Source organism: Mesorhizobium sp. M7A.F.Ca.MR.245.00.0.0 (assembly GCF_003997415.1).
Taxonomy (GTDB): Bacteria; Pseudomonadota; Alphaproteobacteria; order Rhizobiales; family Rhizobiaceae; genus Mesorhizobium.
In genome coordinates this window covers 95,229-116,685 of the sequence record NZ_RZTE01000019.1, presented here as the reverse complement: position 1 = coordinate 116,685, position 21,457 = coordinate 95,229, and the positions used below count along the sequence as shown (strand labels likewise).

The 21,457-nt window shown below is 63.8% G+C and carries 20 protein-coding genes; 11 read left to right on the top strand and 9 right to left on the bottom strand.

The features are described from left to right. The 4 genes from EOB80_RS20055 to EOB80_RS20040 all read right to left on the bottom strand — a co-directional run. Positions 1-143 (bottom strand): ATP-binding cassette domain-containing protein (locus EOB80_RS20055; protein WP_127329219.1); only part of this gene is annotated, 143 nt, incomplete at its 3' end. A gap of 4 nt (positions 144-147) precedes the next feature. Continuing rightward, entirely contained in the window at positions 148-1,314 is a 1,167-nt protein-coding gene (locus EOB80_RS20050; RefSeq protein WP_127329217.1) for an ABC transporter substrate-binding protein, read from the bottom strand. Positions 1,315-1,359: 45 nt separating this feature from the next. Next, the gene (locus EOB80_RS20045; protein ID WP_245466396.1) at positions 1,360-3,201 is read right to left on the bottom strand and encodes a branched-chain amino acid ABC transporter ATP-binding protein/permease; all 1,842 of its coding nucleotides are present in this window, start codon (positions 3,199-3,201) and stop codon (positions 1,360-1,362) included. 14 nt (positions 3,202-3,215) lie between these two features. Then, positions 3,216-4,382, bottom strand: a complete 1,167-nt coding sequence (locus EOB80_RS20040) for an FAD-binding oxidoreductase (protein ID WP_127329213.1) — start codon at positions 4,380-4,382, stop codon at positions 3,216-3,218. 145 nt (positions 4,383-4,527) lie between these two features. Here EOB80_RS20040 and EOB80_RS20035 point away from each other — a divergent pair, with 145 nt between their 5' ends. The 5 genes from EOB80_RS20035 to EOB80_RS20015 are packed head-to-tail and all read left to right on the top strand — an operon-like array spanning position 4,528 to position 9,509. Further along, positions 4,528-5,466, top strand: coding sequence for a MurR/RpiR family transcriptional regulator (locus EOB80_RS20035; RefSeq protein ID WP_127271273.1), 939 nt, complete (start codon positions 4,528-4,530; stop codon positions 5,464-5,466). Next, positions 5,463-6,110 carry an isochorismatase family cysteine hydrolase gene (locus EOB80_RS20030; RefSeq protein ID WP_127267229.1) on the top strand — a complete coding sequence of 216 codons (648 nt, stop codon included), beginning with the start codon at positions 5,463-5,465 and terminating at the stop codon, positions 6,108-6,110. Before EOB80_RS20035 ends, EOB80_RS20030 begins: the two co-directional genes overlap by 4 nt. Next, positions 6,107-7,429: a glutamine synthetase gene (locus tag EOB80_RS20025; RefSeq protein ID WP_127329211.1), complete on the top strand. Its 1,323-nt coding sequence runs from the start codon at positions 6,107-6,109 to the stop codon at positions 7,427-7,429. The genes EOB80_RS20030 and EOB80_RS20025 overlap by 4 nt, the downstream gene beginning before the upstream one ends. Continuing rightward, positions 7,429-8,196, top strand: coding sequence for an N-formylglutamate amidohydrolase (locus EOB80_RS20020; protein ID WP_127329209.1), 768 nt, complete (start codon positions 7,429-7,431; stop codon positions 8,194-8,196). The genes EOB80_RS20025 and EOB80_RS20020 overlap by 1 nt, the downstream gene beginning before the upstream one ends. Continuing rightward, positions 8,193-9,509 carry an aspartate aminotransferase family protein gene (locus EOB80_RS20015; RefSeq protein WP_127329207.1) on the top strand — a complete coding sequence of 439 codons (1,317 nt, stop codon included), beginning with the start codon at positions 8,193-8,195 and terminating at the stop codon, positions 9,507-9,509. Before EOB80_RS20020 ends, EOB80_RS20015 begins: the two co-directional genes overlap by 4 nt. A gap of 70 nt (positions 9,510-9,579) precedes the next feature. Here the strand turns inward: EOB80_RS20015 and EOB80_RS20010 are convergent, their stop codons facing one another. The 4 genes from EOB80_RS20010 to uxuA all read right to left on the bottom strand — a co-directional run bounded on the left by EOB80_RS20010 (position 9,580) and on the right by uxuA (position 14,803). Continuing rightward, the gene (locus EOB80_RS20010; protein ID WP_127329205.1) at positions 9,580-10,599 is read right to left on the bottom strand and encodes an NADP-dependent oxidoreductase; all 1,020 of its coding nucleotides are present in this window, start codon (positions 10,597-10,599) and stop codon (positions 9,580-9,582) included. Positions 10,600-10,623: 24 nt separating this feature from the next. Continuing rightward, the gene (locus EOB80_RS20005) at positions 10,624-11,946 is read right to left on the bottom strand and encodes an LLM class flavin-dependent oxidoreductase (protein WP_127329203.1); all 1,323 of its coding nucleotides are present in this window, start codon (positions 11,944-11,946) and stop codon (positions 10,624-10,626) included. Between the two features lie 335 nt (positions 11,947-12,281). After that, entirely contained in the window at positions 12,282-13,301 is a 1,020-nt protein-coding gene (locus EOB80_RS20000) for an isopenicillin N synthase family oxygenase (protein ID WP_127329201.1), read from the bottom strand. A 317-nt stretch (positions 13,302-13,618) separates the two neighbouring features. Beyond that, positions 13,619-14,803 (bottom strand): mannonate dehydratase, encoded by a 1,185-nt coding sequence (gene uxuA, locus EOB80_RS19995; RefSeq protein ID WP_127329199.1) that lies wholly within the window; start codon positions 14,801-14,803, stop codon positions 13,619-13,621. A 98-nt stretch (positions 14,804-14,901) separates the two neighbouring features. Between uxuA and EOB80_RS19990 the strand changes: the two genes are divergently transcribed. The 6 genes from EOB80_RS19990 to EOB80_RS19965 all read left to right on the top strand — a co-directional run bounded on the left by EOB80_RS19990 (position 14,902) and on the right by EOB80_RS19965 (position 21,257). After that, positions 14,902-15,687, top strand: a complete 786-nt coding sequence (locus EOB80_RS19990; protein ID WP_127329197.1) for an SDR family oxidoreductase — start codon at positions 14,902-14,904, stop codon at positions 15,685-15,687. Between the two features lie 256 nt (positions 15,688-15,943). Continuing rightward, positions 15,944-17,296 carry an extracellular solute-binding protein gene (locus EOB80_RS19985; protein ID WP_127329195.1) on the top strand — a complete coding sequence of 451 codons (1,353 nt, stop codon included), beginning with the start codon at positions 15,944-15,946 and terminating at the stop codon, positions 17,294-17,296. 110 nt (positions 17,297-17,406) lie between these two features. Further along, complete coding sequence (locus tag EOB80_RS19980; protein ID WP_127329193.1) at positions 17,407-18,345, top strand: sugar phosphate isomerase/epimerase; 939 nt, start codon at positions 17,407-17,409, stop codon at positions 18,343-18,345. After that, complete coding sequence (locus EOB80_RS19975) at positions 18,342-19,277, top strand: sugar ABC transporter permease (protein ID WP_127329191.1); 936 nt, start codon at positions 18,342-18,344, stop codon at positions 19,275-19,277. Before EOB80_RS19980 ends, EOB80_RS19975 begins: the two co-directional genes overlap by 4 nt. After that, on the top strand, positions 19,277-20,185 hold the full coding sequence (locus tag EOB80_RS19970) for a carbohydrate ABC transporter permease (protein WP_127329189.1): 909 nt from the start codon (positions 19,277-19,279) through the stop codon (positions 20,183-20,185). Before EOB80_RS19975 ends, EOB80_RS19970 begins: the two co-directional genes overlap by 1 nt. Before the next feature lies 1 nt (position 20,186). Then, entirely contained in the window at positions 20,187-21,257 is a 1,071-nt protein-coding gene (locus tag EOB80_RS19965; protein ID WP_127329187.1) for a Gfo/Idh/MocA family oxidoreductase, read from the top strand. Here EOB80_RS19965 and EOB80_RS35385 read toward each other — a convergent pair. Beyond that, positions 21,254-21,457 (bottom strand): SDR family oxidoreductase (locus EOB80_RS35385; RefSeq protein ID WP_245466395.1); only part of this gene is annotated, 204 nt, incomplete at its 5' end. The genes EOB80_RS19965 and EOB80_RS35385 overlap by 4 nt on opposite strands.

The window sequence follows — 21,457 nt, the reverse complement described above, 5'->3', positions numbered from 1 at the left end:
GCGACGGCGCCGAGCGTCGAGCTCTTGCCGGCGCCGTTGGCGCCGACCAGCGCGATGATCTCGCCGCTGCCGACGGTGAGGTCAACGCGGCGTACCGCCTCGACCTCGCCGTACCGGATTTTCAGGGCTTCGACGCTCAGCATGACATCACGGCGCGGGAACGTCGGCAGCGTCGGGGATCAGGGTCTGGACATGCTTGCCCTCGCCGCCCTCGTAGCGCATCAGCGCCACCGGCCTCAGCGGCATGCGATCGGTGCCGGCATAGGTGATCTTGCCGGTGATGCCTTCGAAATCCTTAAGGCCGGCGATGGCGTCGCGGATCGCTTTCGGCTCGTCGGAGCCGGCCGTCTTGACCGCCTGGTCGAGGATCAGGCCGATCTCATAGCCATTGACTTCATAGGTCGATTCCGGTGCGTGGCCTGCATATTTGGTGAAGGCGGTATTGAAGGCCTCGAGCTTGCTGCCCGGCTCGGCATAGCCGGCCGCGGTGTAGACGACGCCGTCGACCAATTTGCCGAGCGCCTTGATGGTCGGCGTGCCGATGGCATCGGCGCCATAGACCGGGATGGTGACGCCGGCGCCACGCAATTGCTGGATGAAGGCCGGGAAATCCGGCTCATAGGCCGCCGTCATGATCAGGTCGGGCTTGTCGGCCAGGCCCTTGATATTGGTGATCTCGGCGGAAAAATCGGGCTGGCCCATGCTGAAGGTGCCGCGGCCGACAATGGCGCCGCCCTTCTTCTCGAACACCTTGCCGAAATATTCCGGCAGATTGGCGGTGTAGGTGGAGTCCGGCGAAGTCAGCAGGAACACCTTCTTCTTGCCTTCCGAGACGGCGAAGTCGGCGACCGCCGTCGCCTGCACATTGTCGGCCGGATAGGTGCCGAACATGACGTCGCCGACCGCGCCGGTGAGCACGGGGGCGGAGCCGCACAGCGTCAGGGTCGGAATGCCGAGCGGCTGGGTGAGCTGGCCGGCGGAAATCGAGGGATCGGCATCGCACGGCGTGATCATGATCTTGGCGCCGACGTCGATCAGTTCCTGGGCGACGGTGGCGGTCTGCGCGGTATCGGAGCGCGTGTCCTTGATCAGCAGCTTGACGGTGTATTTGCCGCCGAGGCCACCCTTGGCGTTGAGCTCGTCGAGCGACATGCGCAAGCCGGCAAGTGCCGGCTGGTCGTAGGGAGCGAGGCCACCGGTCTGCGCGGTCGCGGCACCGATGATGATCTCCTCGGCGCTGGCCGTCGAAATGGCGGCGATGCCGAACACGGCCGCGCACAGGGCGGCGCGATGGAGGCGATAGAGGCTTGGCATGTCGGTTCTCCTTCTGGATTTCTTATCGTTGGCTGTCGTTGCGGGTCATGCGGTCTGGTTTTCAGGCGTTTCGGTCTTGGCGCGCGCCGTGCGGCTGCCGAGATAGGCTGCGATCACGGCGGGGTTCTTCTGAACGTCGCCCGGCGTGCCGTCGGCGATGACGCGGCCATGATCGATGACGACGATGCGCTCGCACAGGTTCATCACCAGCCGCATGTCGTGTTCGATCAGCACAATGCCGATGCGGCGCTCGGTGCGGACCGTCGAGAGGATCGAAACCAGTTCGGCGGTCTCGACGGCGTTCATGCCGGCGGCCGGCTCGTCGAGCAGCAGGAAGCGCGGCTTCAACGCCAGTGCACGTGCCACTTCGAGCCGACGGCGCTGGCCGTAGGCAAGTCTGGCGGCCGGTTGATCGGCAAATCTCTCCAGCCCCATGCGCGCAAGTTCACCCATTGCCGCCGCCTCGGCATGGCCAAGATCCGGCTCCACTTGGCGGGCGGCGACGACGACATTTTCGAGCACGGTCATGTGCGGGAAGACGCGGATGTTCTGGAAGGTGCGGGCAACGCCGGAGCGGGCGAAGCGGAAGGCCGAAGCCTGCCGGACCACGCCACCCACCGACACGGTGCCGGCACTCGGCTTGATATCACCGGCCAGCATGTTGAGCAGCGTCGTCTTGCCGGCGCCATTGGGGCCGATGATGCCGGTGATGCTGTCGGTCTCGAAATCCAGGCTGACGTCGTCGACGGCGACGACGCCGGCATAGCGGCGCGACAGATGGACGGCGGTGAGCCGGTCACTCTCGACATGCCGCGGTGGCGCCGTTGAAGCCATCACGGCCTGGCGTCCGGGTCGGCGCAGCAGGTTCAGTTCACGTTCGCCGAACAGACCGGTCGGGCGTCGCCAGATGACCAGGATCATGGCAATGGCCAGCACGCCCTGGGTCAGGCCGAACAGGACAGGCAGATGCAGCCCGAGCACTTCGCCGCCGCCTTCGAAGCGGCGCACCACTTCGATCAGGACGATGGTGACGATGACGCCGGCGAAAGCGCCGAGCGACGAGGTCATGCCGCCGACGATCAGCATGGCAAGCATGGTGAAGCCTAGGTCGAAATAGAAATCGCGTGGCGAGAACGCACCCAGAAACTGCGCCATCATGGCGCCGGCGGCCATGGCGGCGACGACACCCGCCACCCAGGCGGCCAGACGCGCCGTGCGCTGGTCGACGCCGACGGCGGCGGCACCGCGCTCGTCATTGGCGGCGGCGCGGGCGGCAAGGCCGAAGGAGGTTTCGCGAAACAGCCTCGCCGCCACCAGCGCCATCGAAGCGACAGCGGCAGCCGTCCACAGCCCGACCTCGCGCGGCACGCCATAGAATGGCTGACTGCCGCGCGTGATCTCGCGCCCGGCCACCAGCAGCGTGTAGACGATGATCAGCATGGCAAGCGTTGCGATCGAAGCGCTCGATCCGGAAAGCCTGAGCAGTGGCGTGCCGGTCAACAGGCCGACGATGACCGCGAGAGCAAGGACGACGGCCAGCGCCGCGAAAAAGGAGAGTTGATACCCGGCGAGGAATTGCGGCAGGTCGCGCAGCGCCGTTCGCTGCAATGCGGTCGGCATGGTGAGGATGCCGGTGGCGTAGGCGCCAAGGCCGACAAAGGCGGCCTGACCGAACGAGACGATGCCGCTGTTGCCAGAGAATATCTGCAGGCCGAGCACCGCCGTCAGCATGATCGCGGCATAGGTGACCACACGTTGCATGGCGGCGCTGCCAAAGATGAAGGCGGCAAGCGCCACCAGCAGCAGCACCGCGACCATGCACAGGGCATCGGCAGTGGCGTTGCGAAACGCGGCCGGCATGAAGCCACTGGGCTTGCTCTCGCTCATCGTCACCGACGCCATTACGCGGCCCTGAAGCGATCGGGTGAAAACGGCGCCAGGATCGGTTGCGCGCCTTCGGTGACCAGCCTGGCCACCGCCTCGCCGACTGCCGGCCCGGTCTTGAAGCCGTGGCCGGAGGATCCCGCCGAAACGACCAGCCCTTCGACGTCAGGCATGGCGCCGATGACCGGCAGATCGTCGGGGCTCATGTCGTAGAGTCCGGCATAGCCGGGCCGGATGCCAAGCTCGGCCATGGCAGGGACTCTGCCAGCGAAGGTCTCCAGAATCTCGACCGATTCCTGCTCCTCGACACCTTCCATGTAATCATCAGGATTTTCGACCAAACGCGGGCGGCCCGCATGTTCGTGGCGCAGGCCGGTGCCGCCACCAGCCCAGGTGCCGGCCAGGATGACGCCGTCATTGTCAGGCCGTGCATAGTTGCAGGAAATGTCGTCGCACCAGGCGAAAGGCATGACCTGCCTTGCCTTGCCGGCTGCGTCGAGGACGGCCATCGGATGGCGCTCGACATGCAGCGGCAGATCGAGGCCGACCGTCGCCAGCAGGCGGCTCGTCCACGGCCCGGCGGCCAGGACGACGGTACCGGCTTCCAGCACCGTTCCATCGGTCAAGGTGACGCCGGTGATGCGGTCGCCCTGCCGTTGAAGGCTCTCGACCAGCGTGTTCTGCATGATCCTGGCACCGTTGGCGCGGGCGGCACGGGCGATGGCGTTGGTGGCGCCGAAGGCATCGGCGTAGCCATATTCCGGCTCCCACAGCGCCATTGCGACATTGTCCAGGGCAAAGCCGGGTGCCGCGTCGGCAAAGGCCTGCGGCGACAATGTCTCGATGCGCGCGCCCTCGCCGCGGATGCGTTCGGCCGCCGACGTCCAGCTCGCCTTGTTGTCGTTGCCGCAGACCCACATCATGCCGATTTCGGTGACGAAAGAACCTTCGCCTGCGATCTCCGGCAAGGACACCAATATCTCACGGCCACGGATGGAAAGCTGCGACAGTTCCGGCATCAGGTAGAAGGCGTGCAGCAGCGCCGACGATTTGCCCGACGGGCCGCCCGCTGGATGGGTCTGCTCGACCAGCGTGACCTTCACGCCGGCCTTGGCCAGATGATAGGCGGTGCTCGATCCGACAATACCCGCACCGACGACGATGACGTCGCTTCCGTTTCGCATGGCTGTTCCCCACAGTCTCTTGGCTGCTTTCCGACAAGGTAGGGCCAGCAATCACGCAATGTCAACATCTCTTCATTGTTGACCAAGATTTAAATCTCTGTAATAAACTCGACAAAACAAGAGAACACGGATTTCGGGGAGGCCCATGGCGATACGCGATGTTCTGATGCGCGGGGATCTTGCGCTGACTCCGTCGGAAGAAAAGATCGTCCGACTGCTGTTGACGGACTATCCGACCTCCGGCCTCGGCACCGCCTCATCGCTCGCCCGGCGCGCTGGCGTCAGCGATCCGACCGTGGTGAGACTGGTCGTCAAGCTCGGCTATGAAGGGTTTCCGGATTTCCAGGCGAAGCTTCTGGCCGAAGTCGAGGCAAGACTGCACTCGCCGCTGCTGATGATGGAGGCCAAGCGGCAGAGCGGTTCCAACGACAGCGCCGTGCTGGCCTATCTCGATAGCGTCACCACGGCCTTGCAGAAAGCCACCGCCGCGACACCCATCCAGACATACGAGCGGGCGGCCCGCCTGCTGATGGAGGTCAAGGGCGAGATTGTCATGGTAGGCGGCCGTTTCAGCCGTCACATCGCCGGCATGCTGGCCGGCTATCTCGTACAGTTTCGCTCCGGGGTTCGCGATCTCGGCGTGCTTTCTCCGCAGACCTTCGACACGCTCGCCGACCTCGACCGGCGCGACGTGCTCGTCGTGTTCGACTACCGCCGCTACCAGCTCGACGTCATGGCCTATGCGAGCCAAGCGGCGGCGCTCGATGTGCGCATCGTCCTGTTCACCGACCAATGGCTGTCGCCGATATCAGACCTCGCCGAAGTCACCATCGTCAGCCCGCTCGAAGTCGCCTCGCCCTACGACACGCTGGCGCCGGCGATCGCCCAGATGGAGGCGCTGGTCGCCCATATCGTTTCGACGCTGGGCGACGACGCGCGCGCCCGCATCGAGCGGCTCGAAAGGGTGCGACATGCCAATGCCGTGACACTCGACAGCGACCCGCAAGAGAACGGCGCGCGCAAGATACCCGGACCCCGCAAGACGCCGGGACCCAAATCAGCAAAGCAGGACGACAAAGCATGACCCAGGCCCTACCCAAACGAGACGAAGCCTTCCGGGCCGGCGAAACGGCCCTGCTGCTCGTCGACATGCAGCGCATCTGGCTGGAGCCGGGCGCAGATCCGTCGCATCCGGAGCGTGGGCCCGATCACTATTTCTACCGGCAGACATCGTCACAGACGATCCCCAACCAGGAGCGCCTGCTGGCCGCTGCGCGGGCCAATGGCGTCGAGGTGCTGCACACCATCATCCAGAGCCTGACCGAAGACGGCCGTGACCGCTCGCTCGACCACAAGCTGACGCCGATCCATGTCGCGCCCAGCCTCCCCGAGGGACTGCCGGTGCCCGCGCTGGCGCCGGTTGGCGACGAGATCATGCTGCCGAAGACGTCGTCGGGCATCTTCAATTCGACCAATGTCGACTATCTCCTCAAGAACCTCGGCATCCGCTATCTCGTCGTGGTCGGCGTGCTGACCGATCAATGCGTCGACATGACGGTGCGCGACGGCGCCGACCGCGGCTATCTCGTCACCTGCGTATCGGATGCCTGCGCCACCATTACGCAGGAACGCCACGACATCGCGCTCAAGGCCTTCGGCGGCTACTGCTGGGTGGCCGATACCGACACGGTCGTCGGCCGCTTCAACGCTTTGGGAAAACCGGCATGACATCGACTGTCGAGCCTCTGGTTGCCGTCGTCACCACGGATCTCTCCGCCGTCACGCGGGGCCGCTTCGTTGCCGAAAGCAAGTTGCAGAAGACCGCCACGACCGGCGTCGGTTGGCTGCAGGCCAATCTGTCGCTGACGCCGTTCAACTCGATCGTCGATCCCAACCCCTGGGGCTCGTCGGGCGACCTACGGCTGATCCCCGATCTCAAGGCGCGCTTTCGCACGACACGTACCGGATCGGCGACGCCGTTCGACATGGTCGCCGGCGACATCGTCGAGCTCGATGGCAGCCCATGGCTCGGCTGCACCCGCACGATGCTGAAAGAGGCGCTGGCCGATTTGAAAGCCGCAACCGGCCTGTCGGTCATCGCCGCCTTCGAGCATGAGTTCAATGTCGCCGACGGTGGCTTCGCGCCGGCGCATTCGATGTCTTTCGCCGCATTGCGCCGCACGGACCCCTTCGCGCCCAACCTGATGGCGGCGCTCGAGGAAGCCGGAGTCGCTCCCGAGGTGGTCATCGCCGAATTCGGCGACGAGCAGTTCGAGGTGACGCACGAGCCGGCGGACGCGCTGACGGCGGCGGACCGCGCCGTCGCCATCCGCGAAATCACGCGCGAATTGGCGCGCAATGCCGGCTGGCGTGCGAGCTTCGCGCCCAAAACCGCGCCAACTGCCGTCGGCAACGGCGTCCACATCCATTTCAGCTTTGTCGACGAGGCCGGCAAGCCGGTGACATACGATCCAACGCAGCCCGGAGGTCTTTCCGCCAAAGCCGGCGCCTTCTGTGCCGGCGTGCTGCGCCATCTGCCTGGAATGACCGCGATGACGGCGTCGAGCGTGTCGTCCTTCTACCGGCTGAAGCCGCACAGCTGGAGTTCGTCCTATACCTGGCTTGCCGACCGCGACCGCGAGGCGTCGCTGCGCATCTGCCCGACTGTGACGATCGGCGGACGCGATCCGGCGCGGCAGTACAATATCGAGTACCGGGCGGCGGACGCCACCGGCAATCCCTATCTGTCGCTGGCGGCGATCATCCGCGCCGGGCTGGAAGGGCTGAAGGCGGGCCTGCCGTCGCCGCCTTTGGTCACCGGCGACCCGACACTGATGAGCGAGGCTGAGCGGGCGAGTCTCGGTCTGGTGCGCCTGCCCGAAACCCTGCCCGCGGCACTGGACGCGTTGCTGGCCGACGGCACCGTGACGGGATGGTTCGCGCCTGTCTTCATCGAAACCTTCGTCGGCCTCAAGCGACATGAAGCCGAGCGTCTTGCCGGTCTCGATCCGGCCTCCATCTGCGATCTCTACCGGACACTCTATTGATGACCGCACAGGCCGGAAAAGATTGGCCCGAGGCCGTCGAGGTCCTCAACGAGCACGGCCGCTCCGATATCGTGCTGTTGTGTGAGCATGCGTCCAACCACATGCCGGCCGAGTATCGGCAGCTCGGCCTCGATGCCGGCCATCTGCAGCGCCACATCGCCTGGGATATCGGCGCCGCCGAAGTGACCCGCCTGCTGTCGTCGAAGCTCGATGCACCGGCCTTCCTCAGCGGTTACTCGCGGCTGCTGATCGACCTCAACCGGCCACTGGGCACGTCAGGCAGCATTCCGGTGCTGTCGGAAGATACCGACATTCCCGGCAATGTCGGCATCGATGCGACGGAGCGGACCCGACGCGCCGAGATCATCTTTTCGCCGTTTCATGACCGGGTGACCGCGTATCTTGACCACCGGGCGCAAGCAGGCCGGCAGACGCGGATCGTGACGATCCATTCCTTCACGCCGGTCTTCCTCGGTGTCAGCAGACCCTGGCATGCCGGCGTGCTGCACGACCAAGCAAGAGATCTCGCAGAAACGATCCTTTCGGGCCTGCGCACCGACGCCGGGCTCAATGTCGCGGCCAACGTGCCCTATGTGATCAGCCGCGACGCCGATTACGCCGTGCCCATTCATGGCGATGATCGCGGCATCCCCGCCGTCCTCGTCGAGATCCGGCAGGACCTTTTGTCGACACGGTCCGGCATCGAGGAATGGGCGGACCGGCTGGCGGCGGCACTGCCGGCGCTCGAAACGGAATCCGTGTCGTGAGCAATCTCAGCCTGCGCGAACGTGATGCCGCGACCATCGCCCAGATCGGCAAGCTGCGTTTCTCCCCGCTCAGCGTCATCGGCGGCCGGGGCAACCGGCTGATCGAGGAAGGCGGCCGCTCCTTGCTCGACCTGTCGGGATCGGCCGGTCCGGCGGTGCTCGGCTACGGCCATCCGGCAATCGTCGAAGCGGTCGAGACGTCGATCCGCGACATGGCGGGCGCCAGCCTGCTGCTCTACCCGAACGAGCCGGCCGTGTCGCTGGCGGAGCGGCTGCTGGCGATTACGCCCGGAGAAGGCGAACGGCGCGTCTGGTTCGGCCATTCCGGGTCGGACGCCAACGACTGCGCGGTGCGCGTGCTGCAGGCAGCCACCGGCCGCTCGCGCTTCATCTCGTTCATCGGTTCCTATCACGGCAATCTCTCCGGCTCGATGGGCATCAGCGGCCATACCGCCATGACCCACACGCTGCCCCGGCCGGGCGTGCTTCTGCTGCCCTATCCCGATCCGTACCGCCCGAATTTCAGCAGCGAGGACGTGCTTGCCCTGCTCGACTACCAGTTCGGGACCACCTGCCCGCCGCATCAGGTCGCGGCGGTGTTCATCGAGCCGTTGATGTCGGATGGCGGGCTGATCGTGCCGCCGCCCGGCTTTCTCAAGGCATTGCAGGAGCGTTGCCGCAAGCACGGCATCAAGATTGTCGTTGACGAGGTCAAGGTCGGGCTCGCTCGCAGCGGCATGATGCACTGCTTCCAGCATGAAGGACTGACGCCGGACCTCGTCGTCTTCCGCAAAGGCATCGGCGGTGGCTTGCCGTTATCGGCCGTGATCGGCCCTAAGGAGATCATGGACCATGCGCCGGCCTTCGCGCTGCAGACGACCGCAGGCAACCCGGTGGCGACATCGGCCGGCAACGCGGTGCTGAAGACGATCGAGACGGACGGCCTGGTCGAGCGCTCGGCGCGGATCGGCATGCTGTTTTCCGACGCGCTGCGAGCCCTTGCCGCCAGGCATGAGATCATCGGCGACGTGCGCGGGCGCGGCCTTGCCATCGGCGTCGACCTAGTCAAGGACCGCACGACACGTGAGCCGGTTGCGGCGGCGACCACGGCCAAGATCATCTATCGCGGCTATGAGCTGGGTGCAGCCTTCACCTATGTCGGGTTGAGGGCCAATGTGCTGGAGTTCATGCCACCGCTGACGCTGACGGAAGACGAGATGACCGAGGGCGTCGCGATCGTCGACCAGGCAATCGCTGACGTGAATGCCGGCAAGGTCTCGGATGCGGACGTCGCCTCCTTCATGATGTGGTGAACAAAAAAGGCGCCGCGCCGGGCTGCGACAGCGATTGTCTCGGCAGCCCCGGCTCATCGTTGTGCAACAATTATTCCGCGATACGCACGATCAGCTTGCCGAAATTCCTGCCTTCGAGAAGGCCGAGAAAGGCCTGAGGCGCATTTTCGATGCCGTCCACGATATCTTCCCTGTAGCGGACGCGGCCGGACGCTATCCATTCGGCCATCTCGCGATAGAAGGCCGGGCGCTGGTCGACAAATTCGCGCTGGATAAAACCCCTTATCGTCAGGCTGCGGTGCAGCACTTGCTGCATCAATGTCGGCAACCGGTCGGTGCCGGCATCCGCGATGACGTTGTACTGCGCGATCAGCCCGCAGACCGGCACACGCGCAAATTCGTTCAGCAGCGGAAACACCGCGTCCCAGACAGGACCGCCGACATTCTCGAAATAGATGTCGATGCCGCCGGGGCAAGCTGCCTTCAACTGCTCTGCAAAATCGTCGGCCCGGTGATCTACGACCGCGTCAAAGCCCAGCTCGTCTCGCACGAAAGCACATTTATCGGCACCGCCGGCGATGCCGACGGCACGCGCCCCCTTGATGCGCGCGATCTGGCCGACGGCCGACCCGACCGCACCGCTGGCGGCCGCGACGACGACCGTCTCGCCAGGCTTCGGCTGCCCGATGGTGAGCAGACCGGCATAGGCCGTGAAGCCCGGCATGCCGAGCACGCCGAGCGCGGTTGTTATGGGTGCAGCCGCGGGATCTAGCTTGCGCAGCCCGACACCGTCGGACAGGGCGAAACTCTGCCATCCGGAGTGGGACAGGACGATGTCGCCTTCAGCAAATTCCGGATGGCGAGAGATCATCACACGCGCGACGGTGCCGCCTTCCATCACGCCGTCGACATCGACCGGCTTGGCATAGGATTTCGTGGCGTTCATACGACCGCGCATATAGGGATCGAGCGACAGATAAAGGATCTGCAACAGCAGTTCGCCCTCTCCCGGCTGGTCAAGGTCAACCGTCTCGATGCGGAAATCATCCGGCTTCGGCCGGCCTTGCGGTCGCGCCGCGAGCACGATGCGGGTGTTGGACTGGATTGACATGGAGACCTCTCCGCGAAGGGCGTTCTATTCGAAAAACTGGTTGGAGGGCCGCTTCAAGCCGAGATTCTCGCGCAGTGTCGACCCCTCATATTGCCGCCTGAAGATGCCTCGCCGTTGCAATTCCGGCACCACTTTCTCGGCAAAATCATCGAGCCCGGCCGGCAGATAGGGAAACATGATGTTGAACCCGTCGGAGCCCTCGGCAACCAGCCATTCCTCCATCTCGTCGGCGATTGTTTCAGGCGTGCCGACAAAAGCAAGGCCGGAATAGCCGCCCAGCCTTTGCGCAAGCTGCCTGACGGTCAGGTTCTCCTCGCGTGCCAGTTCGATGATGCGCTCGCGGCCACTCCTGCTCGCATTGGTCTCGGGGATTTCGGGCAAGGGCGCGTCCGGGTCAAATCCGGACGCATCGTGTCCGATCGCGATCGACAGCGAGGCGATGCCGCTCTCGTAGTAGACGAGGCTGTCGAGCTTCGCCCGCCTGGCCTGCGCGTCCTCGACGCTGTCGCCGACAACGACAAAGGCGCCAGGCAGGATCTTGATGTCGTCACGCGAGCGGCCGAGTTTCTCCGCACGGCCTTTGACGTCGGCAAAGAAACGCTGTCCCGCCGCGATATCCGCATGGGCGGCGAAAATGACCTCCGCTGTCTCCGCCGCCAGTTGGCGTCCAGCCTCCGACGCGCCGGCCTGGACGACGACCGGCCAACCCTGGATTGGCCGGGCGATGTTGAGCGGCCCACGCACCGAGAGATGTTCGCCCTTGTGGTCGAGCACATGCAGCCTGGCCGGATCGAAATAGAACCCGCTTTCGGCGTCGCGGATGAAGGCATCGTCGGCAAAGCTGTCCCACAGGCCGGTGACGACATCGTAGAATTCCCGCGCCCGCCGGTAGCGCTCATCATGCTCGACATGCTCGTCGAGGCCGAAGTTCAGCGCCGCGTCAGGGTTGGACGTGGTGACGATGTTCCAGCCGGCGCGTCCACCGCTGATATGGTCCAGCGAGGCGAAGCGGCGAGCAACATGATAGGGCGCGTCGAACGTCGTCGATGCGGTGGCGACCAGCCCGATATGGTCAGTGACGGCGGCGAGCGCCGACAGCAGCGTGAACGGCTCGAACGAGGTGACCGTGTGGCTGCGCCGCAACGCCTCGATCGGCATGTTGAGAACGGCCAGATGGTCGGCCATGAAGAAGGCGTCGAACTTCGCCGCCTCCAGGGTCTGGGCGAAGCGCTTCAGATGCGCGAAATTGAAATTGGCGTCGGGATAGGCACCCGGATAGCGCCAGGCGCCGGTGTGCAGGCTGACGGGGCGCATGAAGGCGCCGAGGCGCAGTTGTTTTCGTGTCATGAAAGATGTTCCGGCCGATCGATACAGTCGAGCACAGTGCTCGAATCCTTCTCAGGATCGGACGGTCAGCCCAACTCGGGAAGGTATTCTGTTCCGCTGCGCCGGGCTTTTGCAGCATTTCAGTTTTGCGCCTGATACCCCAGGACAAAAAAATGGCCGGGCTCGAATACGGCCCGGCCAAAAAGAAGGTCAAAACCTTCAGAGGGGAACACCGTTCGGCAAAATGGGAGGAAACCGCCGAACGATTTTACCTTTTTGAGCTTATTTCCAAGCCTTTTCGACGAATGGCATTCCAAAAAACATGCCAAACGGCAAAAATTCGTGCCAGGCGACCGTCACGAACCCACCGTTCCAGTCTCCAGAAGATCGGCATAGTGGCGGCGTGCCACGTCGGGATGGGAACGCAGCCGGCTTTTGAGCACATTGATTCCGACGTCGCGGAACAACGGGTTGTCGGGATCGCTTGCCGGTCCGCGCGCCTGCGCCGCCAGTTCCTCGGAAAGGCCGAGAAGCGGGATGGTCGCATCGAGCCGCGCGCTGAAGAAGAAGGGAACGGAAATCCTTTCGACGCCGGCAAGCGGCGTCACGACTCGGTGCACGGTGGCCCGCAGATATCCATTCGATGCGAGTTCGAGCAGTTCGCCGATGTTGACGACCAGCGTTCCGGGCAGCGGATCCACATTCACCCAGCTTCCGTCATATTCGACCTGCAGCCCCTTGTTGTCGTCCTGCAGCAGCAGGGTCAGGAAGCCGCCATCCTTGTGCGCGCCGACGCCCTGGTCGCCTTCGGTCGCGTCACGGCCGGGATAACGAACGATCTTCATACGATGGTTGGGCGAGTCCCGGTAGATCGCGTCGAAGGCGTCCTCGGGCTGATCGAGCGATAGTGCGAAGGCTTTCAACAGCCGAATCGCCACAGCGGTCGCCTTGGCCTGCCATGCAAGCAGTGCGGGCTTGAGTTCCGGCAGTGCAGACGGCCACTGGTTGGGTCCTTGCAACCTTGTCCACGGCGCAATTCCAGGTCCCTGCGCTATGGGCTGGCGCTCGACGCCGATGTCGAGTTGCTCACGCCAATCGGCCGCGCCCTTGGTCAGTTCGCCACCAGCGCGGGTGTAGCCGCGGAACTGCTGGGATTTGACCATTTCGATCGCCAGCTTGTCGGACTCCGGCAGCGCGAAGAACCGGCGTGAGGCATCGAGCACGTCGTCGATCTCCGAGGTCGAAATTCCGTGGCCGCTGAGGTAGAAGAAGCCGACGTCCCGCGCCGCCGTGCGCAGGTCCAGGAGAAAGGTACGATACTCGGAGGCACCTTGTTCGAGACGGCTCAGATCGAGCACCGGCACAATTCTGGGCATGGTCAGGTTCCTTCTTTTCTCTGCCTTGGCTTAGGAGAAGTAGAAGCGACCACCGGCAAGAGCTTCGAGAATGAATGCATCTCAAAGTGACACGCAAGGCGTGCCGATCAAAGCAACAAGAAGTCCAATCTGGCCCGAATGGAAGAACGTCAGCGCTGCATATTGTGAACTGCCGGCAAATAATTTCCCGACACGTGCTTTACCCGCCATGCCTCTCGTAGGCCGCACTTTCCAGTGCGACATCGTATAAGTCACAGCGGAAGCGCAACCGCGCGTGATCGTCTGTAAACCCTGCCAGCCGACCGGCCGGAGCGCATTCAAGCCAGCTCGAACCGCTCGATGGCGCGCATGATGCCACGCAGCTCGGCGAGGCCTTTCAGCCGGCCGATCAGCGAATAGCCGGGATTGATCCTGGTCTTGCCGATGTCGTCGGCGAGCAGATGGCCATGGTCGGGCCGCATCGGAATACGCCAGTCGGCACGGCCTTCCCGACGGCGGCGTGCCTCTTCCTGCATCAGAGCGAGGATGACATGCGCCATGTCCGTGCCGCCCTCGAGATGCTCGGCCTCATAGAAGGAGCCGTCATCCTCGATGGTGATGTTGCGCAGATGGGCGAAATGGATGCGGTCCGCGAACTCCTTGACCATGGCGACGATGTCGTTGTCGGCGCGCGTGCCATAGGAGCCGGTGCAGAACGTCAGGCCGTTGGCAGTGCTGTCGACGGCGCTGAGGATGAAACGCGCATCCTCGGCGGTCGAAACGATGCGCGGCAGGCCATAGAGCGAGAAGGGCGGGTCGTCGGGATGGATGCACATACGCACCCCCTCCTCTTCGGCCACCGGAATGATCTCGCGCAGGAACCAGGCAAGGTTGTCGCGCAGCTCCTTCGGTCCGATCGCATCATAGTCCGCCAGGGCCTCGCGAAAACTGTCCCTGTCATAGCTGCGCTCGGTCGCAGGCAGGCCGGCGATCAGGTTGCGCTCGATCCTGTCGATCGCTTCGCTGCTCAATTCCTTCAGCCGCGCTTCCGCCTCGGCAATGCGGGCGGGGGTATAGCCGGCCTCGGCATTGACGCGCTTCAGCACAAACAAATCGTAGGCCGCGAAATCGATGGCGTCGAAGCGCAGTGCATAGCCCGTCGTCGGCAGCCGATAGGCGAGATCCGTGCGCGTCCAGTCGACCACCGGCATGAAATTGTAGCAGACCGTCGCAATGCCGGCCTTGGCGAGCGCGCGAATTGAGTCACGATAGTAGCCGGCATAGCGCTCGCGTTCCGGCGCGCCGATCTTGAATGAATTGTGGACCGGAATGCTCTCGACCACCGACCATGTCAGGCCGGCGGCCTCGATGACACGCTTGCGCCCCAGAATGCTCTCGAGCGGCCAGGCGCGCCCGTCATAGATATCGTGCAAGGCGCTCACCACGCCGGTCGCACCGGCCTGCCTGACATGATCGAGCGTTACCGGGTCGTTCGGTCCATACCAGCGCCAGCACTGTTCCATTGCCGCTTCCTTCTGCGAGAGAACGGCAACCTATTGTTGGACCACAATGGGTGTCAAACTAGGAACGGTTTCGGACAGCGAATGAAGGAGTTTTCCCAATGAAGGATTTCGACGGCAAGGTGGCTTTGGTGACGGGGACGACCGGGATTGGCCTCGCAACCGCCAGACGCCTCGCTGCGGGAGGTGCTGCGATCGTCGCCTGCGGCATCGACCGCACGGCCAACGCTGCGCTGCAAGCGGAACTGGAAAGCTCCGCAGCCGGGGCGCTGGTCATAGGCGCCGACGTCTCCGTGCCCGATCAGGTTCGCGACGCGGTCGCGGCCGGCGTGGAGCGGTTCGGCGGCCTTGATATCATCGTCAATTCGGCGGCGGTGCATCCGTACGGAACCGCGACCAGCACCGATTTCGAGACCTGGAACAGGGCGATGTCGGTCAATGTCGGGTCCATCTATCTGACCGCGCATTTCGGCATTCCGGAAATGGTCCGCAGGGGCGGCGGCGCCATCGTCAACGTCGCTTCGGTGCAGGGCTTTGCCTGCCAGCAAAACGTCGCCGCCTATGCCACCACCAAGGGCGCCATCCACACGCTGACGCGTGCCCCGGCCCTCGACCATGCGCGCTCCGGCATCCGCGTCAATTCCGTCAGCCCCGGCTCGATCCGCACCCCGATCCTGGAGAAGGCCGCCCGCGGCGAGAACGGCACGGATGCCGATGTCGAGGCCGCCTACAAGCGCTTCGGCGAAGCGCACCCCATCGGGCGCATCGGCGAGCCGGAGGAAGTGGCCGAACTCATCGCTTTCCTGTGTTCGTCGAAGGCCGGCTTCTGCACTGGCGCGGACTACAAGATCGATGGCGGCCTGACCGCCGGCATCGGCGTGAAGTAGATCGCGAAGATTGGGGCTTGTCCGTTACCGGGAGCAGCCAGCATCCGACCATTGGTTTGCCGATCTTCTTGCAGATCAATGCCCAAGCAAATTGAACACCGCACGGGCCACGCCGACATGAAAGGGGCGTTCGATCGATGAATCGATAGGCATTGTTGCCGATTGACAAAAACATCAACAGGCGACCAAGATCATATGACCATCAACGATATTGGTCCCGAGGTTGCCCCTCGACATTGGCGTAAAGGAGAGCCAGATGCCCCTTCAGCAGAGAGTGACCCACCGTCCGAAACAATGTCCCGCCGCTCCCATCCTTGCCACCGCACTGCTAGGCCTCGGCCTGATCACACTGCCCGGCATCGGCCACGCCGAAGGGATCACGCTCAAGATTTTCGGCGGCTCGGCGCTCGACGAACTCGCGCCGCGTCAACCGCCGGACGAGCAGAAGAAAATCCAGCAACAGGTCATCGACGGTTTCCTCAAGGCCAACCCCGACGTCGCCGCCGTCGAGTGGGATGCCCAAGGGCCGCAAACCGATTCCATTCAACGCGTGATGACAGCCAAGCTTGCAAACCAGGAAATGGATCTGATCGCCTGCCCGGCCTTCTACACCAATGGCGCCTATGTCAGGCGCAAACTGGTGATGCCGATTACCGACAAGATCAAGCCGTTCCAGGACAGGATCGACGCCGCCGCACTTGGCGCCTTCACGGTCAACGGCCAAGTCTACGGCGTGCCGATCTCGACGCTGTCGACATCGACGATCTTCTACAATGTCGATCTCTTTCAGAAGCTCGCCATTCCTGTCCCGCCGACCTATGACGACCTGAAGGCAGCCGTGCCGAAGTTCAAGACCGCGGGCGTGATCCCTCTGCTGCATCAGGGCTCTAACACCGTGATGTGGCCGATGTGGTACTTCGAGACCTTTTCGCAGGCATCGGGCGACCCGGTCGGCAAGACGCAGAAGAACCTCGAGGGCACGGCGAAGTTCACCGACGCGCCCGATGTCGAGGGCTTCAGGCTGATCAAGCAATGGGTCGATGATGGCATCCTTTCCAAGGATTCGCTTTCCGTCGACCAGGACGGCATGCGTGCGGCCTTCGCCGCCGGCAAGAGCGCCATGTATTATGGCGGCACCTGGGAAATCCCGTCGCTGCAGTCGAGCGTCAAGGACTTCAAATGGGGCGTCTTCGCCTTTCCGAAAATGGACGGAACGCCGGGCGCCCCTGGCCATGGCGGCGGTGCCGACAACGGCATGTGCGTCGCCTCCTCGATCCCGCCCGAGAAGCTCGATGCCGCGGTCAAGTTCATCGAATATCTGACAAGGCCCGAGGTCGCGACGCTCTACCTCGCGCCGGAACAGCCGATCGCGGCCTCGATCAAGGGCGTACCGCAGGTCGACGATGCCTATGCCGTCGAACTGCGCAAGCAAGCCTTCCCGAACACGATCAAGTTCCTCGACTGGATCTGGCCCTCGGAGGTCGCGAGCGCCACGTCTTCGGCAATCGCCGGCATCGTCGGCGGCACCACCACGCCCGAAGACGCCGCCGCATCGATCCAGACCATCTTCGATGACCTCAAGGCCCAGGGCAACTGGCCGCCCAAATGAGGCCCTGAAGTAGCGCCTGCAAGCGAGCGCCCATCCAGCCGGGCTGATGTGCCAGGCAAGAAAAACAGAGGCTGCCTGCTTCGGGCAGCCTCGCCCATCGGAGAGAACACATGATGTCACATCGCGCCGAACGGCAGCGCTTCTCGATCGGCTATCATCTGAACAGCTGGGACCTGACCGGCCTTCCGCTCAGGCCGGCCATCAAGTTTCTCGCCGACCAGGGCTTCGGCTGGTTCGAGATCCTCGCCTTCACCAGCCTGTCGGACCAGTACGCCCGCAAATACATGCAGCTCGGCAACCAGGCGCCGATGGGGGTGACCACCGACACCGACATCTTGCGGCGCTATGCGCTGCTGTCGGAAGGCCAGAGCGAGTATGGCATCAAGCTCTCCTCCTTCTACGTCAATGCGATCTTCACCAACCCTGTCGCCTGGAGCTATGAACGGGACGTTCTCGTCGCGCTGGCCAGGCTGCTGAAGGGGTTCGGCTCACCGGTGCTGGTTCTCGGCGGCGGTCCATCGGAAGCCGCTGCCGGGGCGCACACGGCCGACGACTACCGGGCCTTTTGCCGGGCGCTCGAGGACATCGGCAAGCGGACGAAGGACCTTGGCATCGAGACGGTCTATCACCCGCATCTCGACACCTTCATCGAGCGTCGCGACCAGCTCGATCGCATGATGGATGAACTGGATACCGGTCTGGCCGGCCTGTGCATCGATCCGGCGCATCTTGCCCACACCAATTCCGATCCGGTCGACGCGGTCAAGACCTACATTTCAGCCGTGCGCTACATGCATTTCAAGGACACCAGGGTCGATCCGGCGCTGAAGGGCTATGACCGCTATGGCGCCTTTTGCGAGCTCGGCGCCGGGGTCGTCGATCTCGCCGGCATCGTCGACGTCCTGCTGGATGCAAACTACGATGGGCTCGCCATCATCGAGCTGGATGCGTCCAAGAAAACGGCAGAGCAAAGCACGCTCGAGAGCATCGCCTATGTCAGGGACACGCTCGGGCTGGTGCTGACCCCGCAAGGCGCGAAGGCCACATGAGCACGCGACCGCAAGAGGCGGCTCCTGTTTCGAGCCGATCCGGCACCTGGCGCTTCAATGCCGGGGACGGGGCGGTCGCATTCGTCATGATCCTGCCCGCCGCGATCCTCTTCGGTCTTTTCTACCTCTGGCCGTTCGTCAACGGCTTCTGGCTCAGCCTGCACAATTGGGACGGGTTTTCCGACCCGACCTGGGCAGGTATTTCCAACTACAAGCGCCTCGTGCACGATCGCATTTTCCTCGGTGCGCTGCGCAACAATTTGATTTTCGTCGTTGCCGTCGTCGTCCTGAAGAACGTGCTCGGCCTCGGGCTGGCGCTGCTTCTGAACCGGGCGCTGCTCGGCCGCGCCTTCTTCCGCGCCGCCGCCTTCATCCCGGTGACGATGTCCTTCGTCGCCGTCGGCCTGCTCTGGTCCTGGATCTACAATCCGGTCTTCGGCCTGCTCAACAGCGGGCTCGATCTCATTGGCCTCGCCGGGTTGAAACGATCATGGCTTGGCGACGCCGACATCGCGCTCTACTCGATCATCGTCGTCGATGTCTGGAAATGGCTTGGCTTCCATGCCGTCATCTATCTGGCCGGGCTGCAGACGATTCCCTCGGAGCTTTATGAATCGGCGAAGATGGACGGCGCCGGCCCCTTGCAGCGCTTCCGGCACGTCACCGTTCCGATGATGATGCCGATCATCTTCATCAACACCATCCTCGGCCTTTCCGGCGCCTTCGTGCGCAATTTCGACATCGTCTATGTCCTGACCAAGGGCGGCCCGAACCACGCCACCGAAGTGGTGCTCACCTACATGATGAGCAAGGCCTTCCAGGACGGCGCCATGAGCTACGCCGCGGCGATCGGCTATGTGCTGTTCATGATCGTCGGGCTGGCCAGTGTCGGCCTGCTGGCCCTGATGCGCAGGCAAAGGCTCGACGTCTGATGAGAGCAGCCGCCAACCCTCCAATTTCGCTGGGCGATGGCGCCGCCGGCTCTCGCCGCCGCGGGCTCATGCAGCGCCTCGGCATGCGCGGCATCCTCGAACTCGCCGGCATCTATGCCGCGCTCATCCTCGTGCTCTTCGAGACGCTTTATCCGCTGCTTTGGGTGCTGTTCGGTTCGCTCAAGACCAAGCAGGAAATGCTCAGCAATGTCTGGGATCCGCCATCGAGCCTGGTGCTGCAGAACTATGCCGATGCCTGGCGGATCGCCGGCATGGGATCGCGCATCGTCAACAGCATCTTCGTCACCGGCTCGGCATTGATCATCCTGGTGGCCGTCGCGACGCCGTGCGCCTATGCGGTGGCGCGTCTTCGTTTCCCCGGACGCGGTCTTGTGGTCGCAGTCGCGGTTGCGGCCATGCTGGTGCCGCCGCAGGTGATGGCCATTCCGCTGTTCCTGGTGGCGCGCGATCTCGGCCTGATAAACAGCCGGCTCGGCATTGCCTTCATCTATGCCGCGACGTCGCTGCCGCTTTCGGTCTTCATCCTGCGCAGCTTCTTCATCACATTGCCGGCCGACCTCGAAGATGCCGCGCGCATCGATGGCGCCAGCCGGCTCGAGATCCTGATCCACATCATGCTGCCCCTGGTGCGGCCGGGCGTGGCGCTGATCCTCATCTTCGGCTTCATCGAGATCTGGAACGATTTCTTCCTGGCCTTCCTGCTGTTGCGCGACCCTTTGGTGCAGACCATCCCGCTAGGACTGGTCAGCTTCTTCCAGCAATACGACTCGCTCTGGACGCTCTATTTCGCCGCGTTGACGATCACGACACTGCCGGTGATCGTCGTCTTTGTCGCCATGCAACGGCAGTTCATCGCCGGCCTGACAGCCGGCGCCGTGAAGGGTTGACATGCAGGATCGCGTTATTGGCGTCGGCGTCATCGGCTGCGGCGAGATCGCCCAGCTGATGCACTTGCCTTATCTCATGGAATTACCGGCGTTTCGCATCGCCGCCTTGGGCGACATCTCTCCCGGCACGGTCGACAAGGTCGCGGAACATTATGGCGTTACTGCCAGATATACCGACCATCGCGCGCTGCTTGCCGACCCGAATGTCGATGCGGTCGTGATCTGCACCTACGATCATGGCGAGATGGTCGCCGATGCAATCCGAGCCGGCAAACACCTGATCGTCGAGAAGCCGCTTGCCTTCACGCCGCAGGAGGCGCGCCCGCTTGTCGAGCAGGCCGAGCGGAGCGGCCTCGTCGCCCTTGTCGGCTACATGAAATTCTATGATCCCGGCTATGAGACCGGGCTGGAGCGCATAGCCGCTATCGGCCGGCCGAAGTCGATCCATGTCCACGATTTCGCAGGCCGCTTCGACCGTTATGGCCAACTCTACACGCAGACCAGGGTCACCGACGTGCCGGCCGATGTGTTGGCGGCGGGGCGCGAAACGGTCGCTCGGCGCATCGAGGCGGCGCTCGGTGTGGACCATGCCGGCTATCGCGATCTCTATCTTGTACTGCTCAGCCTCGCCAGCCACGACCTTGCCGTCATGCGCGGTGCTTTCGGCACGCCCGACCGCGTCGTCCATGCGCAACAGACCGGCCCGAACCAGTTGCTGGCCGTGCTCGACTATGGCGGCGTCCCTTGCCTCTTCGACATGGCACTTGCCCAGTATGAATGGTGGGACGAGTGGATCCATGTGCATGGCGAGCGCGACGAGGTGCGGATCGAATTCCAGAACCCCTATTTCCGCAATGCCTCGGCGACTGTCCGGCTACGTGAAACGACAGGCGAGGCTGCATCCGAACGCGTTCTGCCTGGCGTTCCTGATACGTCGTTCCGCCGCGAGTGGCTGCATTTCGCCGATTGCATCCTTGCCGGTGTTAAGCCGCGCACGCCGCTTTCGGGCGGGCTCGCCGATCTCGATCTTGCCGTTCGGATCATCCAGGCAATGCCGCCGAAAAGACTTTAGCGAAATTTCGGAAACGCGCCGCCGGCCGGCGCGTTGGCCCAGCTCTGCAAGGTCTGGCCGCCGTCGATCAGCCAATCCACGCCTGTGACGTGCTTCGCCTCGTCGGAGGCCAGGAAAGCCACGGCGGCCGCGACATCGTCCGGCTGACCGATGCGGCGCAACGGAATGCGGTCGGCGAAATGCTGGACGCTGCTGTTGAA

Excerpts from the sequence above, each read along its gene's own strand:
- EOB80_RS20010 (WP_127329205.1), bottom strand. The coding sequence starts at position 10,599 with ATGTCAATCCAGTCCAACACCCGCATCGTGCTCGCGGCGCGACCGCAA.
- uxuA (WP_127329199.1), bottom strand. The coding sequence starts at position 14,803 with ATGGAACAGTGCTGGCGCTGGTATGGACCGAACGACCCGGTAACGCTC.
- EOB80_RS19965 (WP_127329187.1), top strand. The coding sequence starts at position 20,187 with ATGCAGGATCGCGTTATTGGCGTCGGCGTCATCGGCTGCGGCGAGATC.
- EOB80_RS19980 (WP_127329193.1), top strand. The coding sequence starts at position 17,407 with ATGATGTCACATCGCGCCGAACGGCAGCGCTTCTCGATCGGCTATCAT.
- EOB80_RS20030 (WP_127267229.1), top strand. The coding sequence starts at position 5,463 with ATGACCCAGGCCCTACCCAAACGAGACGAAGCCTTCCGGGCCGGCGAA.
- EOB80_RS20020 (WP_127329209.1), top strand. The coding sequence starts at position 7,429 with ATGACCGCACAGGCCGGAAAAGATTGGCCCGAGGCCGTCGAGGTCCTC.
- EOB80_RS20045 (WP_245466396.1), bottom strand. The coding sequence starts at position 3,201 with ATGAGCGAGAGCAAGCCCAGTGGCTTCATGCCGGCCGCGTTTCGCAAC.
- EOB80_RS19990 (WP_127329197.1), top strand. The coding sequence starts at position 14,902 with ATGAAGGATTTCGACGGCAAGGTGGCTTTGGTGACGGGGACGACCGGG.
- EOB80_RS20050 (WP_127329217.1), bottom strand. The coding sequence starts at position 1,314 with ATGCCAAGCCTCTATCGCCTCCATCGCGCCGCCCTGTGCGCGGCCGTG.
- EOB80_RS20035 (WP_127271273.1), top strand. The coding sequence starts at position 4,528 with ATGGCGATACGCGATGTTCTGATGCGCGGGGATCTTGCGCTGACTCCG.
- EOB80_RS19975 (WP_127329191.1), top strand. The coding sequence starts at position 18,342 with ATGAGCACGCGACCGCAAGAGGCGGCTCCTGTTTCGAGCCGATCCGGC.
- EOB80_RS20025 (WP_127329211.1), top strand. The coding sequence starts at position 6,107 with ATGACATCGACTGTCGAGCCTCTGGTTGCCGTCGTCACCACGGATCTC.
- EOB80_RS19970 (WP_127329189.1), top strand. The coding sequence starts at position 19,277 with ATGAGAGCAGCCGCCAACCCTCCAATTTCGCTGGGCGATGGCGCCGCC.
- EOB80_RS20000 (WP_127329201.1), bottom strand. The coding sequence starts at position 13,301 with ATGCCCAGAATTGTGCCGGTGCTCGATCTGAGCCGTCTCGAACAAGGT.
- EOB80_RS20005 (WP_127329203.1), bottom strand. The coding sequence starts at position 11,946 with ATGACACGAAAACAACTGCGCCTCGGCGCCTTCATGCGCCCCGTCAGC.
- EOB80_RS20040 (WP_127329213.1), bottom strand. The coding sequence starts at position 4,382 with ATGCGAAACGGAAGCGACGTCATCGTCGTCGGTGCGGGTATTGTCGGA.
- EOB80_RS19985 (WP_127329195.1), top strand. The coding sequence starts at position 15,944 with ATGCCCCTTCAGCAGAGAGTGACCCACCGTCCGAAACAATGTCCCGCC.